Raw genomic sequence first — 17,519 nt, forward strand, 5'->3', positions numbered from 1 at the left:
AGACAGCTTAGTCCTCTTCAAGGAAAGACGCGCGTGACACAGGCGTGACAGGACTTTTCAGGCTGTCAGAACCAGATCTCAGAAACCGGCCCGGCGCAAAGCCTCGCGATATTGTTCCTTCTGCCATTTCTCCTTGAAGGGAACGACGGAAAGCCATTTGTCGACATCGAAGTCCGGATAGATCTCGCGCACCTTGCGCATATAGAGACGCGCATTTTTCGTATCGCCGAGCATAGCCCAGCAGGCAGCCGAAAGCCGGTCGGCCGGTGTGCGATCGTCCATTGCGGAGATCTGTTCCAACGCCTCGGCATAATGGCCGAGTGCGAAATTGGCGCCGGCCGCCGTCCATAGATAATCTGTCGGGCTCAGCGGATTGAGCGAGATCGCCCGCTCGATCTTGGCCAGCGCATCGGCCGGGCGCGACGCATGAACGAGGGTATCGGCATAACTCGCAATGCCGTCGGCATAATGCGGGCTCAGTTCTTCCGCGAGCTTCAGCGCCAGAACGCTTTCATCGATGTCCCCGAGATAAAGCTTGGCGACGCCGAGTTCGCGAAAGCCGGCTGCCAGCGATGGATCGGCGACGATCGCCCGGTTCGCATAGTCTTCCGCAAGTCCGAGCAGTTCGCTGTCGCCGCGCGCCGTCAGCAGCCATTCGACGAGAAAGGTACGCGACAACCCGCTGAGTGCAGGGGCAAAATGCGCGCTGTGTTGAAGCGCTTCTCGGAACGCCTTCCGGGAGCGGCGAATATCGGGAAGGGAAAGCCGCTTTACGTCCCGCAGGCCAAGAAGGTAGCTGTGATAGGCGGCCGAATTGCCCTCGAAGGAATCGCGCATGGTTTCATGCTGTCTAACCTGCCCGGCAAGCTCCTTGGCAATCCGCCGTGCGATATCGCGCCGGTGACTTATCAAATCATATTTCTCGAGGCTGAAACGCTCGGCCCAGATGACCTCATCGCCGCCGGCATGGATCAGCTGAACAAAGAGCGTGGCGATGCCCGCATGATCGGTCAGCCTCGTATCGAGAACATAAGAAATCGAGTGACGCAGGATCAGCTCGGCCTTGTCGGCATTATGGGCGATCCGAGCGGCCGTATGCGGCGCCACGACGGACACCGTATTCAGCGCGCAAAGGCCGATCGTCACGTCCTCGATCAGCGGTCCGGAGAGCATCGGCAATGCACCGGTCGCATCCATCCCGCCAGGTGGCAGCAGCACGAGACGGGGCAGGGGACGAGCAACCCGACTGCCGCCGTCGCTCAGTGGCTCTATAACGCTCGGAAGCGATTGACTGCCGGCAAAGACCTTGCGGACCTCTCCCAGAGCCTGAACGTCAAGGCCGATATCGAGTGCGCTTTCCAAGCCATGCCTGCTGGCCTCAAAAAGCCGACGGGCATTCTCCAGCTGCCCCTCGGATTCGTAGGCTTCGAGAAGGATACGACGAATATTCTCGTCATCAGGTGCATCGCGGAAAATCCTGAGCGCCGCCTCCTTGATCAGGCTTACATCCTCTCGCGACTGGGCCGTGGGCAGCGCCGTCTTCAGCGCATCCACCAGGATCGCCATGTGCCTGTCGCGCTGGCCGGCGATCCATTGCCGCGTACTGACGCTTTGGTCGGCGAGCACAGCCAGGAAATCCTGGCGTAGGACGGCAACCAGCCGCCGCAACTTTTCAAGTGCGCCTTCGCCATCGGGCTTGGCGAGTTCGAAGAGGTCGCAAACAAATGCATCCGGCTTGATCCGCACACCGGTCGCCGTGAAGACCAGAATTTCCGTGCCGAGCCTGGTCTGACGAGCCTGAATGCGCGATATGGTCTTGCGCAGATTGGCCATGATGTCAGGATTGTCATGGCTGTCCCATAGGAACCGCGCCAACGCCGAGCGCGGATATTCGCTCCCGGCCCCGTCCTGCAGATAACGATCCAGCAAATAGCAAATCGTAAGCAGACCCTTTTCCGGGAACGCCACGGGTTGCCCGGTCAGGTCGATCAGCCGCAACTCACCAAATGACTCGAGCCTGAGCTTCATGCGGATACTGCCTGCCGATATCCCTGGCTATTCTCCGAGCGGAAGAGTGATATCCGCTACGGAGGCTCCCAATGTTACGCCGCGACTTTCCGCCTGCGCCATCGCCTTCACCAGCGCGATGACGGTTTCGCGGATATTGCGGTCGGCAATCTTCAGAAAGGCGCGATTGAGCGCCAATCCCTCTTTCGTTCGCAGGAATTCGGCAACTGGATCAGTATTCGCCGACAGATCCGGCCCTTGCAGCGTCAACGGCTCGGAGTTCTCCTGTTCGAAGAAGAAACTCACCGACGTGTGAAGCACATCGGCGATCCGCTGCAGACGGCTCGCGCCGATGCGGTTGATGCCTTTCTCATATTTCTGAACCTGCTGAAATGTCACGCCGATCTGCTCGGCAAGCCGTTCCTGGCTCATCCCGAGCAACTGCCGGCGCATTCTTATGCGCGCTCCGACATAGCTGTCTATTGCATTCGCTGTCTTGACATTCATCGTGTGTTTTCAGCCTCGATCGCTTTTTTCAATCGGTGCAGCTGTAGTATCCCCTGCATGGCTTTTCCATGGTTGTTTTCACATAGCATACTGGATATGCGATGATCGCGACTGACTGTGATATGAATGCCCGTCTGGAAAGACGCTAAGCTAGGCAGAAATCACTTGTTCGGAGAGCAAATCGAACAAAAGCCGTACCAATACGGATAAAACTGGGCTGTAATTGCGTCCCGGCTTACGCTAAATGCAGTTCAGCGACCGCCGCACGAGAGTCTTCCCAGCCCCGATCGCCCGAAAATCCATCGAATAAAATCGACGTGGCACGGCACCGGCCGTGCCTGTGCAGGAGAAGCATTGATGGCAACCGTTGCCGAGAGCGCGCCCCGTTTCGAAAAAACAACGATGTCCATCCTCATGGCGGTCAGCTTCTGCCACATGCTGAACGACATCATGCAGTCACTGCTCGCCTCGCTCTATCCGCTGTTCAAGGCGAACTACGATCTCGATTTTGTGCAGATCGGCCTCCTTACCATGACGTTCCAGGTCACGGCTTCGCTGCTGCAGCCGCTGGTCGGCATCGTCACCGACCGCTGGCCGATGCCCTATTCGCTGCCTGTGGGCATGGCGAGTACCTTTTGCGGCCTCATTCTGCTCGGCAATGCCGGCAGCTTCGAACTGCTGCTGGTTGCCGCAAGCCTGGTCGGCTTCGGCTCGGCGGTCTTCCACCCGGAATCTTCGCGCGTTGCCCGTCTTGCCTCTGGCGGCCGCCACGGTTTCGCGCAATCCTTCTTCCAGGTCGGTGGCAATGCCGGCCAGGCGATCGGTCCGCTGCTTGCCGCCTTCATCGTGCTGCCGCTCGGTCAGCACAGCGTCTCCTGGTTCGCCGCCATCGCCATGGTCGGCATGGTCGTGCTGAGCTGGGTCGGCAACTGGTACATCAGCCACAGGCGCCAGAATGCCAGCAAGCCGGCGGTAAGCCGGACCCTTCCGCTGCCGCAGAACAGGGTCGTCTGGGCGCTGCTCATCCTCGTGCTGCTGACGGCAACGAAGAATGTCTACATGGCCAGCGTATCGAGCTACTTCACCTTCTATGTCATCGACAAGTTCGAGCTCAGCGTGCAGCAGGCACAGCTGATGCTCTTCCTGTTCCTCGGCTCCGTCGCCGTCGGCACGTTCCTCGGCGGGCCGATCGGTGACCGCTTCGGTGCCCGTTTTGTCATCTGGTTCTCGATCCTCGGGGTCATTCCCTTCGCGCTCCTGCTTCCCTATGCCAACCTCTTCTGGACGGGTGTGCTCAGCGTCGTCATCGGCCTGATCTTCGCTTCGGCCTTCTCTGCAATCGTCGTCTTCGCGCAGGAACTGGTGCCCGGGCGCGTCGGGCTGATTGCCGGGGTCTTCTTCGGCTTCGCATTCGGGGCAGGGGGGCTTGGTGCAGCCCTGCTCGGCAGTTTCGCCGACACCCATGGAATCGATTTCGTCTACCGCATCTGCTCCTACCTGCCGCTGCTCGGTCTCCTCACGGTCTTCCTGCCGCGTATCCCCAAGCAGAAACCAGTCTGAGGCGACATCGCTTATGGACAATTGATCGAGCCGGAATGTCGCCGACACTCCGGCCCGGTTCGTCATGCAGTTTCGCACGTCGCCTTCGCCCATAGGCCCGAACGTATTTTTCTCCTGCTATGGGGAAGAGGGATCACCATTCCTTTAATCCACTATTTTTATAGATAATATTCGTGAGAATAATGACGTCGGTCTCGGCACGATATTGGAAGGAAATGGCATGTCTGCTCACAAATTGGTCGGCCTTGCGGGTAGCTTCAACCGCCCCTCGAAGACCTTTGCGCTTGTCGAAAACGTTGCCGCTCTCGCCAGTGAGAAATACGGCTTCGACAACACCATCTACGATCTGACCGATGTCGGCCCCTCGCTTGGCCAGGCGCTGCGCCGTGACGATCTCGACAGTCGCGCCAGGGAAGTCATCGACGACATCGTCAATGCCGATGTGCTGGTCATCGGAGCGCCAACTTACAAGGGAAGCTATCCCGGCCTCTTCAAGCATCTGATCGACCTGATCGACCCGCATGAGCTGCGCGCCAAGCCGATCATCATCACTGCGACCGGCGGCGGTGACCGCCATGCGCTGATGGTCGAGCACCAGCTCCGCCCGCTCTTCGGTTTTTTCATGTCGCACACGCTGCCGACCGCGGTTTACGCGTCCGACCGTGACTTCACCGATTACCGTGTCTCATCCGACCCGCTTTCCAATCGGATCGGGGAGGTGATCGGCGAGCTCGCGGCTTTCTTTCCCAGCCGGAATCAAGCGCTTATCGCCGCCGAGTAAAGAATATCGGGATAGGCTTGAAACGGCGCCATGGAGGCGCCGTTTTCGTTTTAAGGCTATCCTTTTCAAGTCGTCATAGTCCACAAATTTGATGGAAATTTATCCTGCCGATAGCAATGGCAGGGCAAGAGTTTTTCCGGCCCTTCCTCCACATCAGACATTCGTGCTTCGCGCCCGATACGCGCTTTTGCCATGATCGGCCTGCTCGGGGCGCTTGGCCTCATTCAGTCAGACGGGATATAAAATGACCAAGAACAAAAATCTTCACGGCCTCCATCTTTCGCGCCGGGCGGCCCTTGCCGCCGTGGCCGTTTCCGCTGCCGTACTCTTTGCCTTTGCAGCACCCGCTCCTTCCTTTGCCGAGGACAAGTCGATCAAGGTCGGCATCATGGCCGGCGAGGAGGAGGACATCTGGCGCGTGGTCGCGAGCGAGGCGGCCAAGAAGGGCCTCAAGATCGAGACCATCACCTTCAACGACTATACGCAGCCGAATGAAGCGCTGGAACGCGGCGAACTCGACGCCAACGCCTTCCAGCACCAGCCCTATCTCGATAACCAGATCAAGCAGCACGGCTATCACATCGTTCGCGTCGGTTATACCGGGGTCTGGCCGATCGGCCTTTACACCAAGAAGTACAAGTCCGTCGCCGAGATCCCGGAAGGTGCCGTGATCGGCGTGCCGAACGATCCCTCGAACGAAGGCCGTGCGCTGCGCGTTCTCCAGAACGAAGGCCTGATCAAACTGAAGGACGACACCGGTATTCTCGCGACCGTCGCCGACGTCACCGACAATTCGAAGAAGATCGAGATCAAGGAACTCGACGCCGGCATCGTCGGCCGCTCGATCGACGATCTGGATGCCGGCATTGTCAACACCGATTGGGCGTTGAAAAGCGGTCTTTCGCCGGCCGAACGCATTGCCCAGGAGCCGATCGCCGACAATCCATACCGCAACTTCATCGCCGTCAAGGACAAGAACAAGGATGCCGACTGGGTCAAGACGCTTGTGTCTTCTTATCAGAACGAGACCGTCAAGGCCGAGTTCGACAAGGTCTACAAGGGCACGGGTCTCAGCGCCTATTGATCCGGAGCAGGGCTGGGGTTAAGGCCTGCCGAGAGGCGGTCCGGGCGTTCTTTGCCCGGGCCGCCTTCAGCATTTGTAAGGAAAAACATATGAATTCCTTTGTTTCCACCACGGCGATCGCGGCAGAGCCGCAAACGGCGACCGAAGAGGTGGTGAGGCTTACCGACGTGAAGCGGCGGTTCGGAACCACTGCAGCACTCGACGGCATCTCGCTGACGGTGAAGAGAGGCGAGATCCTTGGCATCATCGGCCGCAGCGGCGCCGGCAAATCGACGCTGATCCGCTGCCTGAACGGCCTGGAACGCGCCGATAGCGGCGAGATCCTCATCGAAGGCCGAGATATCAGCGGACTTTCAGAACAGGAGCTGCAGCCGCTGCGCCGCCGCATCGGCATGATCTTCCAGCATTTCAATCTGCTTTCTGCCAAAACCGTCGAGGAAAACGTCGCGCTGCCGCTGAAGATCGAGGGTCTTACAAAGAGTGAGCGCCTGAAACGGGCGCATGAGCTGCTCGAGCTCGTCGGCCTTGCCGACAAGGCGAAGGCCTATCCCTCATCGCTGTCCGGTGGCCAGAAACAACGCGTCGGCATCGCCCGGGCGCTTGCGGCACGCCCGGCACTGCTGTTGTCCGACGAGGCGACATCGGCGCTCGATCCGGAAACGACCCGGTCGATCCTGGCGCTGCTCAAGGACATCAACCGTAAGCTCGGGCTGACCATTCTGCTGATCACCCATGAGATGGAAGTGGTCCGCGGCATTGCCGATCGCGTCGCCGTCATCGATGCCGGGCGGATCGTCGAGGAAGGGCAGGTCTGGTCGATCTTCGCCAACCCGCAGGCTGATATCACCGGGAGCCTGCTTGGCGGCATCCGCCCGCAGCTTCCGGAGCATATCGCCGGCCGGCTGTCGGCGACGGCGGGCAGCGAAGCGATCCTCAGCGTTGATCTCGCCGGCCCGCAGGCGCAGGGCGCGCTGTTTGCCGAACTCTCGGCGGCGCTGCCGCATTCCTTCCGCCTCGTCCATGGCGGCATCGACCACATCCAGAACCAGCCGGTGGCGCGGTTCTTCATCGCCGTTCCCGCGCGTGACCCCGCGCTTGCCGGAAAGGTCGAACAATTTCTGATGGCCCGGTCCGCCCGGGTGGAGGTGCTTGGTTATGACACCGATCATGCTTGAACTGCTTTTTCGCTCCCTTTGGGAGACGATCCTGATGACCGTCGCCTCGGGAGTGATTTCGCTCGTTGCCGGCCTGCCGCTCGGCCTTGCACTGGTCGCGACGGCGCGCGGCGGTATCGCCGAAAACCTCTGGATCAACCGCGTGCTCGGCGCAGTCATCAACGGTTTCCGCTCGGTGCCCTTCATCATCCTGCTGGTGGCGCTGATTCCGCTGACGCGGCTGATCGTCGGCACAGCGCTCGGCACCTGGGCGGCCATCGTGCCGCTCGCCATCGCCGCGACGCCCTATTACGCCCGCATCGCCGAAGTATCGCTGCGCGAGGTCGACCGCGGGCTGATCGATGCCGTGCGCGCCATGGGCGGCAATCGCTGGACCATCATCCGCGAGGTGCTGGTGCCTGAAGCGTTGCCAGGCATCGTCGCCGGTTTCACCGTCACGCTGGTGACGCTGATCGGCGCCTCGGCCATGGCGGGCGCGATCGGCGCCGGCGGCCTCGGCGATCTCGCCATCCGCTACGGCTATCAGCGTTTCGAAACCAGTGTGATGATCGCGGTGGTGGCCGTCCTCATCGTGCTCGTCTGCGGCATCCAGTGGCTTGGCGACCGGCTGGTTGCCGGTCTGGACCACCGATAAATCAGCGCCGGAACTGGGCTGCGGGATGAGCGGCGGGCAACCTGCCGTTCCCGCCGCCGAAAAGCTTCTGCCGCAGCGGCCCTGCAGAATAGTCCGCCTTGAAGACGCCGCGCTCCTGCAGCACCGGCACCACCAGGTCGACGAAATCGCGCAGGCTTTCCGGCGCCACGGTCCGCGCCAGGTTGAAGCCGTCGATGCCGCCCTCTCCGATCCACGTCGTGAGATGATCGGCGATCTGCTCGGGCGAGCCCACCATCGGCTTCATCCGGCTGCCGAGTACCATCTGGTCGATGATGTCACGCAGCGTCACCGGCTTCGCTGCCTGTTTCGTGATGGCCGCAAGTGCGGATTGATTGGCGTTGGTCGAGCTCTGGTCGATGACGTCGTCCAATTCATACTTCGAAAAATCGATGCCTATCGAAGCGGAGTAATGCGCAAGCGAGGCCTCGACGCTCGCATGGCGGCGGTACTCCTCCAGCTTGTCCTGGGCTTCCTTCTCCGTCCGCCCGACGACAACAGTGATCAGGCTCAGGATCTTCAATGCGTCGGCGCCGCGGCCGAATTCCTCCGCCTTCGCCCGCAGCGCATCGACGGTCGGCCTCGCCGCCTTGGGATTTGGCCCGGCAATGAAGACGCATTCGGCGTGGCGGGCGGCGAAGTCCTGGCCGCGGGCCGAGGCGCCGGCCTGAAAGAGCAGGGGCGTGCGCTGCGGCGAGGGTTCTGAGAGATGGATGCCCTCCATCCGGTAATATTTGCCTTCGTGACGGACAGTGCGCACTTTGGAGGGATCGGCATAGGTGCCGCCCGCCTTGTCGCGTAGCACCGCATCGTCGTCCCAGCTGCCTTCCCAGAGCTTGTAGAGTATTTCGAGATATTCCTCGGCCGCATCGTAGCGCGCATCATGTTCCGGCAGCTTGTCGAAACCCATGCTGCGGGCGGCACTGTCGAGATAACCGGTGACGATGTTCCAGCCGATCCGTCCCTTGGTCAGATGATCGAGCGTCGACATGCGCCGCGCCAGCAGGAAGGGTGGCTCATAGGTGGTGTTGACGGTGACGCCGAAACCCAGATGTTTCGTGACATAGGCCATCGCCGAAATCGGGATCATCGGATCATTGACCGGGATCTGCGCGCCCGTCCCGATCACCGGCGCCGGGCTACCCTTGTAGACATCATAGACACCGACGATATCGGCCAGGAAGATACCGTCCAGCTTGCCGCGTTCGGCGGTCTTGGCAAACTCTGTCCAGTAGTCGAGATCGGTATAATGCGCTGAGCGGTCGCGCGGATGCGTCCACAGGCCGTGGTTGATATGCCCGACGCAGTTCATGTCAAAGGCATAGATCTGCATGGTCTTCATGAGGCGGGTCCCAAAGCCGGCAATAGAAATCAAGGATTTGCCGCATTAATTATCCTAGAGCATGATGCCGAAAAGTGTGAGCGGTTTTCGGACGACATCATGCTCTAACTATATAATATAGAACAGGATTCAGATTTTGGGCCGGCTCGGCCTAAAATCATCCTGTTCGGGCTCTATCGCACGAGGAGCCGGTGAAATGGTAGGGTGGGAATGAAAAAGGCCGGAGGAACCGCATGACGAAGAAGACGCTGTCGGATTGGGCGGAGCTTGCGCAAAAGGAACTGCGCAGCTCGCCCGAAACGCTGACCTGGCAGACGCCGGAAGGCATTGCCGTCAAGCCGCTCTATACGGCCGAGGATCTTGACGGCGCCGGGCATCTTGGTTCGCTTCCCGGCTTCTCGCCTTTCACCCGCGGCCCGCGGGCGACGATGTATGCCGGCCGGCCCTGGACGATCCGCCAATATGCCGGCTTCTCGACGGCAGAGGAATCGAATGCCTTTTATCGCCGCAATCTGGCGGCCGGCCAGAAGGGCCTGTCGGTCGCCTTCGATCTTGCCACCCACCGCGGGTATGACAGCGACCATCCGCGCGTCGAGGGTGATGTCGGCAAGGCGGGTGTGGCAATCGACAGTGTCGAGGACATGAAGATCCTGTTCGACGGCATTCCGCTCGGCGAAATGTCGGTGTCGATGACCATGAACGGTGCCGTCATCCCGATCCTTGCCTCTTTCATCGTGGCCGGCGAGGAACAGGGCGTTCCACGGGCCGAGCTCTCGGGGACCATTCAGAACGACATCCTCAAGGAGTTCATGGTCCGCAACACCTATATCTATCCGCCCGAACCCTCGATGCGGATCGTTGCCGATATCATCGACTATACCGCCCGCGAGATGCCGAAGTTCAACTCCATCTCGATCTCCGGCTACCACATGCAGGAAGCCGGCGCGACGCTGGTGCAGGAACTGGCCTTCACGCTGGCCGACGGCCGCGAATATGTCCGCGCCGCCATCGCCAAAGGCCTGAGCGTCGACGAGTTCGCCGGCCGCCTGTCCTTCTTCTTCGCCATCGGCATGAACTTCTTTATGGAAGCCGCCAAGCTGCGCGCCGCCCGCCTGCTCTGGACGCGGATCATGGAAGGGTTTCATCCGAAGAAACAGTCCTCGCTGATGCTGCGCACCCATTGCCAGACCTCCGGCGTGTCCTTGCAGGAGCAGGACCCTTACAACAACATCATCCGCACCGCCTTCGAGGCGATGTCGGCCGTGCTCGGCGGCACGCAGTCGCTGCACACCAATTCCTTCGACGAAGCGATTGCGCTGCCGACCGAGTTCTCCTCTCGTATCGCCCGCAACACCCAGCTCATCCTGCAGCACGAGACCGGCGTCACCAAGGTCGTCGATCCGCTCGCCGGCTCCTACTATGTCGAAAGCCTGACGGCCGAACTGGCAGACAAGGCCTGGGCGTTGATGGAGGAAGTCGAGGCACTGGGTGGCATGACCAAGGCGGTGGCAGACGGCCTGCCGAAACGGCTGATCGAGGAAGCGGCCGCACGCCGCCAGGCGGCCGTCGACAAGGGCGAAGAGGTCATCGTCGGCGTCAACCGCTACCGGCTCGACAACGAGCAGCCGATCGACATTCTGGAGATCGACAACAGCGCGGTGCGCAAAGCGCAGATCAGACGTATCGAAGAAACGAAGCGGCGCCGCGATGGCGGAGCCGTGCGCGAGACCCTGGCGGCCCTGGCAGAGATCGCACAGAGCGGCAAGGGCAACCTGCTGGAAGCCGCGATTGCGGCGGCCCGGGCCCGCGCCACGGTCGGCGAAATATCGGATGCCATGCGCGCTGCCTTCGGCGATCATGCCGCGACCCCTGAGGTCATCAAGGGCGTCTACGGCGAGGCGTATGAAAACGAGCCGGAACTCGCCGTGCTCAAGACCCGCATGGCTGAGGTGACGGAAGCCATGGGGCACCGGCCGAAGATCATGGTCGCCAAGCTCGGTCAGGACGGACACGACCGAGGCGCCAAGGTGATCGCCTCGGCCTTCGGCGATATCGGCTTCGATGTGCTCGCCGGTCCCCTTTTCCAGACACCGGAAGAAGCCGCCGGCGTCGCGCTCAGCGAAAAGGTCAATGTCGTCGGCGTCTCGTCATTGGCGGCCGGTCACAGGACGCTGCTACCACAGCTGATCGACAGGCTGAGGGAACAGGGCGGTGGCGATATCATCGTCGTCTGCGGCGGTGTCATCCCGCGTCAGGACTATGAATTCCTGCACGAACACGGCGTTGCAGCCGTATTCGGTCCTGGGACAAATGTTCTCGAGGCGGCAAACTCCGTCCTCGATCTGCTTCAGGGCAGGCGGAGGAACCAGTAGCTGAAGCATTTCCAGGGAAAGTGCGACGCGGTTTTCCGCCCGGAATCACGTCAAACAAAAGGTTAGAGCAACCCGCGCTTTGCGAGGTTGCGCATCAGCGCCGAAATGCCGAATGTCCAGGGCGGGCATTCGGTGGAAAGGCGCACGGTGTTGACGAGCGCGCCGAGGCCTGCCGAGGAAATCTCGACGACATCGCCGATCTTGTGGGTGAAGCCTTGCTTTGGCGCGTCGCGGTCCTGCGTCGGCGCAAACAGCGTGCCGAGGAAGAGCATGAAACCATCGGGATATTGATGATGGGCGCCGACCGTCTGTTTGACGAGATCGGTCGGGTCGCGGCTGATCTTTGACATCGAACTCTTGCCGTGCAGCACGAAACCGTCGTGACCGGTGACTTTCAGGTCGAGTTCGGCCTTGCGGACGTCATCCAGGCTGTAACCGGCATCGAACAGGCGGATGAAAGGACCGATCGAGCAGGAGGCGTTGTTGTCCTTGGCCTTGCCGAGCAGCAGCGCCGAGCGGCCTTCGACGTCACGCAGGTTGACGTCGTTGCCGAGTGCAGCCCCCTTGATCTCGCCGCGGCTGTTGACCGCGAGCACGATTTCCGGCTCGGGGTTGTTCCAGGTCGAGATCGGATGCAGGCCGACATCCGCACCCCAGCCAACCGAGGAGAGCACCGGCGACTTGGTGAAGACTTCGGCATCCGGCCCGATGCCGACCTCGAGATATTGCGACCACATGCCCTCGTCGATCAGCGCCTGCTTGACCTTGGCAGCCTCCGGCGAACCGGCCTTGAGATTGGTGAGGCTGCCGCCGATTAGCGTGCTGACACGCTCGCGGATCGAGGCGGCGCGTTCCGGATTGCCGGCCGCCTTCTCCTCGATAACGCGCTCGATCATCGACTGCGCAAAGGTAACGCCGCAGGCCTTGACTGCCTGCAGATCGACGGGCGCAAGGAGATAAGGGCGCGTTTGATCCGGAGCTCCGGTACTGTTGGCGGCGATGTCCGCCAGCGAGCCAACCGCCTTGCCACTTGCTGCACGGACGAAGGCCGCGGCATCCTGCCGCTCGAGCAGGGTGCTCAGCGTCGGCGCCTCGCGCGACGTGATGTCGACCAGCATGCCCTCGCGTAACGTCACAATGCTCGGTCCCTCCACTTCGGGATTCCAGATGCGACCGACAAAAAGACCACCCGAAGCGGCGACATCGAGAAGAGCTTGAGACATGGTGATCTTTCATCAAGGGGAGCGAGAAGAGCTCTTTTAAAAATTGCGGGGTGTTGCCGCCCTCCGACCCGGCGACGACCAAAATCGATCACATTCATGAAGGCGGGGCAAGATGCGCTGGGGAAAAAGAGCTTTGCCTGATCGGCTCAAGCGGCGGGCTTCCTCGGGAACCCAATTGCAAAAGCTCACAAAATAACTATTTAGATACAAAATAACTGTTAAATTTCAAATATTTAAATGCAGGCTGTGACGATTTTGCCCTCCATATCGCCTTGACAGGAGCCGGCTTTCGTTATCTGTTTTGCCCAACATGGAGGAGGCTGGCATCAGCCGGCCACACGAAAATCCCAGGAGGATATTGCAGCGATGTTGAGATTTGCCGTCGTCGGAATCGACCATGGGCACACGTTCGATCACGTGAAGGGATTGCTGGCCGCAGGCGGCGAGTTCGTCGGCTATTGCCCGCAGACCTCGGTGCCGGCGTTGCGCGAGGCCTTCGAGAAGACCTATCCTGACGCGCCGCAGATCGACAGGCAAAAGCTGTTCGACGATCCGTCGATCGATGTCATCTGCATTTCCGCGATTCCGCGTGATCGTGCCGGGCTTGCCATCCGCGCAATGAGGTCGGGCAAGGACGTGATGACCGACAAGCCGGGCGTGACCACCTTCGCCCAACTCGAGGACGTCAGGCGTACCGTTGCCGAGACCGGCAAGATCTTCTCGATCTGCTTTTCCGAGCGCCACTGCGTCCGCTCCGCCGTCAAGGCCGGCAAGCTCGTCGCCGAAGGCGCGATCGGCAAGGTGATCCAGACGCTCGGTGTCGGTCCACACCGGCTGCAACTGCCGACCCGGCCGGACTGGTTCTTCGATCCCGAAGCCTTCGGCGGCATCATCGTCGATATCGCTTCGCACCAGGTCGACCAGTTCCTGTTCTATACCGGCTCGACCACAGGCGAGGTCATCGCAAGCTCGATCGGCAATTTCGGCATGCCCGACAAGCCCGCCTTCGAGGATTTCGGCGAGGTGCTTCTGCGCTCCGACAAGGCGGCGGGCTATGTCCGTGTCGACTGGTTCACGCCGGAGGCGCTGCCGACCTGGGGTGATGGGCGCCTGACCATCCTCGGCACCGAAGGTTACATCGAACTGCGCAAATATATCGATATCGCCGGCCGGCCGGGCAAGGATCACCTCTTCCTGGTCAACGGCAAGGAAATGACCCATATCGATTGCAGCGGTGAAAAACTCGATTATTTCGACGCTTTCACCGCCGACGTTGGCAACCGCACGCAGACGGCGATGACCCAGGATCACGTTTTTGAAGTCTGCCGTCTTTCGCTCGAAGCCCAGGCGAAAGCCGCGCGCATCGGCGCTCGCTGAGGAGGAAATCATGACCAGAAAATTGCGCGTCGGCGTCATCGGCGCAGGCATCGCTGCGCGGCATCTGGCCGGCTTCGGCTGGAACAAGGAGCTTTTCGAAGTTCCCGTGCTCTGCTCGCTCGATGAGGAGCGCGGCAGAGCGTTGTGCGAGGAGTTCGGCATTGCCGAATACACGCAGGATGCGGATTCGCTGTTTGCCCGCGAAGATCTCGACATCATCGACATTTCGACGCCGCCGAGTTCGCATTTCGAACTGTGCCGCAAGGGTATCGAGTCAGGCAAGCACGTGATCTGCGAGAAGCCGCTCTTCGGCTCGATCGCCGAGGTCGACGAGATGGGGCGCATCCTTGCCCGCTTCCCCAGCAGGAAGCTGATGCCGATCTTTCAGTATCGCTATGGTTCCGGCCTGCAGAAGCTGAAGCTGCTGATCGAACGCGGCCTGGCCGGCAAGCCGTTCCTGACCACGATCGAAACCCATTGGTGGCGCGGGCCGGATTATTATGCCGTGCCGTGGCGCGGCAAGTGGGCGAGCGAACTGGGGGGCGGCCTTCTCGGCCACGCCATCCACGCTCATGACATGCTGAACTATGTGCATGGCCCCTGCGCCGAGGTGTTTTCCTATGGGGCGACGCTAGTCAATCCGATCGAGGTCGAGGATACGGCAGCCCTTTCGGTGAAGATGCAGAACGGATCGCTGGCGACGCTGTCGATGACGCTCGGTTCGCGCAAGGAGATCTCGCGGCTGCGCTTCTGCTTCAACGACCTCGTCGCGGAAAGCATCATCGAACCCTATACGATGGGCCGTGATCCGTGGACGTTCGTCGCCGGGACAGAGGAACATCAGGCGCGGATCGACGAAGTGCTCGCTGGCTATGTGCCTGGCGAGGATGGCTACACCCGTCAGTTCGAGCTCTTCCACAAGGCGATCGTCGAGGACACCGACCCACCGGTGACATTGCAGGATGCCCGCAATTCGCTGGAACTGGTAACGGCCGCTTATTTCTCGCAGCGCACCGGCCAGCCGACGCGGATGCCGATCGCCGCCGATCATCCGCTCTATCGCTCCTGGCTTCCGGCAGGGGAATGGCGTGCTGCGGCCACCGTCTGAACCGGGAAGGGCTCTCGCATGCTGAAATCCTTCGAGCATGTTGGCATGACGGTCGGCGACATGGACCGCACCGTCGATTTCTACTGTGGCCTGCTCGGCCTCAGTCTCGTGCTGCGCAAGACGATGGCGAATGGCATGCAAGTCGCGTTCCTCGATGCAGCGGCGGCATGTTGGAGGTCTTTGCGCCGCCCGGCGGCGCGTCGAGAGCGGTCGACGTGCCTGACGATACGGCCGGCGTCCGCCACCTCACCTTTCATTTCGACAACGTCGACGAGACCTTCGTCCGCCTCGAAAAGGCGGGCGTCGAGATCAAGGAGCGGCCGCGCTTCGCCGTCCACTCCGAGATGCTGAACAAGATCGCCTTCGTTCGCGACCCCGACGGCATTATGGTCGAACTTGCCGAACGCTCTCAGAACCGCCAGGGCTGACACAGGTGCTGCCGATCGCTTCGCTGCGGGCGGTCAGACCGTCCCGCAGCAGATCGATCAGGCGCGGGACGAGCTTTGCCGCCATGCAAGGCTCTCCTCAGCTCGCCAGCTTGGCGCTGATATAGTTGCGCCAGCCGCCAAGTGCGGTGATTTCCTCGGCACCCATCACCGCATGGGCCTCGCAGACGAAGCCGGAGACGCTGGAACCGTCTTCGAGCGCCAGCTTACCGATGCCGAGGGGTGCCGGAATCTTCTGGACGAACCTGCCGAAAGCATCGGCCGGCAGTGCCCAGACCTCGACCTCCAGCCCCTGACCCTTATGGCCGGGTTCGCGCAGCAGTCCCGGTTTCGGCGGCGTGGTATTGGGCAAGACGAAGAGGCGATAATCGCCGGCCGTGCGGCAGGTCTTAACCAGACGCCCGCCGGCGCCTGCCAACTCGTGATTGAGCGGCATGCCGGTCAGATGCGCACCGACGACCGCGATTTCGATGAAACCGTCATCGCCAGGTACAACACGGCTCGCTTCGGGGATCGCAGCCTGCCGGTCGATGCCCATGCCGGAGCTTGCTGCGCGGTGCAGCGCATCGGCAAGCGGCGCCAGCGCGTCGTCGGTGAAGGCAGGTGCGATGACGGTCACGCCGCCCGGCAGCCCACCTTTGCCGAAGCCGGCCGGAACGGCGATCGCCGCGCAATCGAGCAGGTTGACGAAATTGGTGTAGCGACCGAGGCGGCCGTTGAGCACGACGGGATTGGCCAGCATGTCCGCAACGGTGTAGGTGGTCGGTGCGGTCGGCAGCAGAAGCACGTCGGCCTTTTCCCATTCGGCCTCGGTCTTGCGACGCAATTCTTCCAGCCGGTATCGGCCGTTGAAAGCCTCGACCGCGGTCTTGCCCTTGGCGCCTTCGATAATCCCCCTGACCGTCGGGTCGAAATCGGCCGCGTTCGTGGCGAGGAAGGTCTCGACCGCCGCCAGACGTTCGGCGACCCACGGCCCGTCATAGAGAAGCGCAGCAGCCTCGCGGAATGGCGTGTAATCGAAAGGCACGATGGTCGCGCCGAGCGCTCTGGCCCGCTCGATCGCCTGGTCGTAGAGCGCCTCCACCTCCTTGTCGCCGAAGAACTCCCGCTCGGCGTCGGTCAGGACGCCGATGCGCAAGCCCGACACAGGCAGGTTTGCCGGCTTGGCGCGACGCGAGAAAGCATCGGCGGCATCGAAGCCTTCGGCGACCTTGCGGATCGCAACACCGTCAGAGACGGTTGCAGCAAAGATGGTGATGCAGTCGACGCTCTTGCAGGCCGGAACCGCGCCGGTATTCGGCAAGAGACCCGGCGTCGGCTTGATGCCGACCAGATTGTTGAAAGCAGCCGGCACGCGGCCGGAGCCCGCTGTATCGGTGCCGAGCGCGAAGGCGGCGAGGCCGGAGGCCACCGTGACCGCCGATCCGGAACTCGAACCGCCTGAGATATAGGCCGCATCGAAGACCGAACGCGGCGCGCCATAGGGCGAGCGCGTGCCGTTGAGGCCGGTCGCGAACTGATCGAGATTGGTCTTGCCGATGATGATGGCGCCGGCTGCCTTCAACCGTGCAACGACGGTGGAGTCCGCCTCCGGCCGATACGCATAGGCCGGGCAGGCGGCAGTCGTCGGCAGGCCGGCGGCATCGATATTGTCTTTCACGGCAAAGGGAACGCCCCAGAGCGGCAGGCTGTTTGCCTCAGGCGCACGTGTCATCAGCGCTTTCGCGGCAGCGCGCAGCTCCTCATCCGGCACCGGGGTGATGAAGATTGCCGGATCTTTCGAGGTGGCACGCCGGGCGATCACCTCTTCGATGGCATCGAGCGGCGTCAGGCCGGATTGATAGGCGGCGCGAAGGCTTGAGAGATCGAGAATGGTCGGCAGCAT

13 protein-coding genes and 1 pseudogene are annotated in these 17,519 nt (G+C 61.5%); 9 read left to right on the top strand and 5 right to left on the bottom strand.

The window, feature by feature from the left end; genetic code table 11:
• Positions 1–78 precede the first annotated feature (78 nt).
• Both CUJ84_RS35545 and CUJ84_RS35550 read right to left on the bottom strand, forming a co-directional pair.
• Positions 79–2,028, bottom strand: coding sequence for an SARP family transcriptional regulator (locus tag CUJ84_RS35545; protein ID WP_105010123.1), 1,950 nt, complete (start codon positions 2,026–2,028; stop codon positions 79–81).
• A 27-nt stretch (positions 2,029–2,055) separates the two neighbouring features.
• Positions 2,056–2,514 (bottom strand): helix-turn-helix domain-containing protein, encoded by a 459-nt coding sequence (locus CUJ84_RS35550; RefSeq protein WP_105010124.1) that lies wholly within the window; start codon positions 2,512–2,514, stop codon positions 2,056–2,058.
• A 357-nt stretch (positions 2,515–2,871) separates the two neighbouring features.
• Between CUJ84_RS35550 and CUJ84_RS35555 the strand changes: the two genes are divergently transcribed.
• The 5 genes from CUJ84_RS35555 to CUJ84_RS35575 all read left to right on the top strand — a co-directional run bounded on the left by CUJ84_RS35555 (position 2,872) and on the right by CUJ84_RS35575 (position 7,748).
• Positions 2,872–4,074, top strand: coding sequence for an MFS transporter (locus CUJ84_RS35555; RefSeq protein WP_105010125.1), 1,203 nt, complete (start codon positions 2,872–2,874; stop codon positions 4,072–4,074).
• A gap of 220 nt (positions 4,075–4,294) precedes the next feature.
• Positions 4,295–4,855: an FMN reductase gene (gene msuE / locus CUJ84_RS35560; protein ID WP_105010126.1), complete on the top strand. Its 561-nt coding sequence runs from the start codon at positions 4,295–4,297 to the stop codon at positions 4,853–4,855.
• Positions 4,856–5,099: 244 nt separating this feature from the next.
• Positions 5,100–5,939 carry a MetQ/NlpA family lipoprotein gene (locus tag CUJ84_RS35565; RefSeq protein ID WP_105010127.1) on the top strand — a complete coding sequence of 280 codons (840 nt, stop codon included), beginning with the start codon at positions 5,100–5,102 and terminating at the stop codon, positions 5,937–5,939.
• A gap of 89 nt (positions 5,940–6,028) precedes the next feature.
• Complete coding sequence (locus CUJ84_RS35570; RefSeq protein WP_105010128.1) at positions 6,029–7,114, top strand: methionine ABC transporter ATP-binding protein; 1,086 nt, start codon at positions 6,029–6,031, stop codon at positions 7,112–7,114.
• Positions 7,095–7,748, top strand: coding sequence for a methionine ABC transporter permease (locus CUJ84_RS35575; RefSeq protein WP_105010129.1), 654 nt, complete (start codon positions 7,095–7,097; stop codon positions 7,746–7,748). Before CUJ84_RS35570 ends, CUJ84_RS35575 begins: the two co-directional genes overlap by 20 nt.
• Position 7,749: 1 nt before the next feature.
• On the opposite strand, the gene CUJ84_RS35580 is transcribed toward CUJ84_RS35575, so the two are convergent.
• Positions 7,750–9,108 carry an LLM class flavin-dependent oxidoreductase gene (locus tag CUJ84_RS35580; protein WP_105010292.1) on the bottom strand — a complete coding sequence of 453 codons (1,359 nt, stop codon included), beginning with the start codon at positions 9,106–9,108 and terminating at the stop codon, positions 7,750–7,752.
• Between the two features lie 233 nt (positions 9,109–9,341).
• Between CUJ84_RS35580 and scpA the strand changes: the two genes are divergently transcribed.
• Positions 9,342–11,480 carry a methylmalonyl-CoA mutase gene (gene scpA, locus CUJ84_RS35585; protein ID WP_105010130.1) on the top strand — a complete coding sequence of 713 codons (2,139 nt, stop codon included), beginning with the start codon at positions 9,342–9,344 and terminating at the stop codon, positions 11,478–11,480.
• A gap of 62 nt (positions 11,481–11,542) precedes the next feature.
• Here the strand turns inward: scpA and CUJ84_RS35590 are convergent, their stop codons facing one another.
• A complete protein-coding gene (locus tag CUJ84_RS35590; protein WP_105010131.1) occupies positions 11,543–12,703 on the bottom strand; it encodes a fumarylacetoacetate hydrolase family protein in 1,161 nt (386 codons plus the stop codon).
• 366 nt (positions 12,704–13,069) lie between these two features.
• Between CUJ84_RS35590 and CUJ84_RS35595 the strand changes: the two genes are divergently transcribed.
• The 3 genes and pseudogenes from CUJ84_RS35595 (at position 13,070) to CUJ84_RS35605 (ending at position 15,616) form a co-directional block, all read left to right on the top strand.
• Entirely contained in the window at positions 13,070–14,080 is a 1,011-nt protein-coding gene (locus CUJ84_RS35595) for a Gfo/Idh/MocA family protein (RefSeq protein ID WP_003549180.1), read from the top strand.
• A 10-nt stretch (positions 14,081–14,090) separates the two neighbouring features.
• On the top strand, positions 14,091–15,188 hold the full coding sequence (locus CUJ84_RS35600; RefSeq protein ID WP_105010132.1) for a Gfo/Idh/MocA family protein: 1,098 nt from the start codon (positions 14,091–14,093) through the stop codon (positions 15,186–15,188).
• A 60-nt stretch (positions 15,189–15,248) separates the two neighbouring features.
• Positions 15,249–15,616 (top strand): annotated as a pseudogene (locus tag CUJ84_RS35605) (VOC family protein).
• A 97-nt stretch (positions 15,617–15,713) separates the two neighbouring features.
• Here CUJ84_RS35605 and atzF read toward each other — a convergent pair.
• On the bottom strand, positions 15,714–17,519 hold the full coding sequence (gene atzF / locus CUJ84_RS35610; RefSeq protein WP_105010133.1) for an allophanate hydrolase: 1,806 nt from the start codon (positions 17,517–17,519) through the stop codon (positions 15,714–15,716).

The sequence above is a fragment of the Rhizobium leguminosarum genome, from assembly GCF_002953715.1.
Taxonomy (GTDB): domain Bacteria; phylum Pseudomonadota; class Alphaproteobacteria; order Rhizobiales; family Rhizobiaceae; genus Rhizobium; species Rhizobium leguminosarum_V.

Coding starts and splice junctions, on each gene's coding strand:
- CUJ84_RS35575 (WP_105010129.1), top strand. CDS start 7,095: ATGACACCGATCATGCTTGAACTGCTTTTTCGCTCCCTTTGGGAGACG.
- CUJ84_RS35555 (WP_105010125.1), top strand. CDS start 2,872: ATGGCAACCGTTGCCGAGAGCGCGCCCCGTTTCGAAAAAACAACGATG.
- CUJ84_RS35570 (WP_105010128.1), top strand. CDS start 6,029: ATGAATTCCTTTGTTTCCACCACGGCGATCGCGGCAGAGCCGCAAACG.
- CUJ84_RS35600 (WP_105010132.1), top strand. CDS start 14,091: ATGACCAGAAAATTGCGCGTCGGCGTCATCGGCGCAGGCATCGCTGCG.
- CUJ84_RS35580 (WP_105010292.1), bottom strand. CDS start 9,108: ATGAAGACCATGCAGATCTATGCCTTTGACATGAACTGCGTCGGGCAT.
- CUJ84_RS35595 (WP_003549180.1), top strand. CDS start 13,070: ATGTTGAGATTTGCCGTCGTCGGAATCGACCATGGGCACACGTTCGAT.
- atzF (WP_105010133.1), bottom strand. CDS start 17,519: ATGCTGCCGACCATTCTCGATCTCTCAAGCCTTCGCGCCGCCTATCAA.
- scpA (WP_105010130.1), top strand. CDS start 9,342: ATGACGAAGAAGACGCTGTCGGATTGGGCGGAGCTTGCGCAAAAGGAA.
- CUJ84_RS35565 (WP_105010127.1), top strand. CDS start 5,100: ATGACCAAGAACAAAAATCTTCACGGCCTCCATCTTTCGCGCCGGGCG.
- CUJ84_RS35550 (WP_105010124.1), bottom strand. CDS start 2,514: ATGAATGTCAAGACAGCGAATGCAATAGACAGCTATGTCGGAGCGCGC.
- CUJ84_RS35545 (WP_105010123.1), bottom strand. CDS start 2,028: ATGAAGCTCAGGCTCGAGTCATTTGGTGAGTTGCGGCTGATCGACCTG.
- msuE (WP_105010126.1), top strand. CDS start 4,295: ATGTCTGCTCACAAATTGGTCGGCCTTGCGGGTAGCTTCAACCGCCCC.
- CUJ84_RS35590 (WP_105010131.1), bottom strand. CDS start 12,703: ATGTCTCAAGCTCTTCTCGATGTCGCCGCTTCGGGTGGTCTTTTTGTC.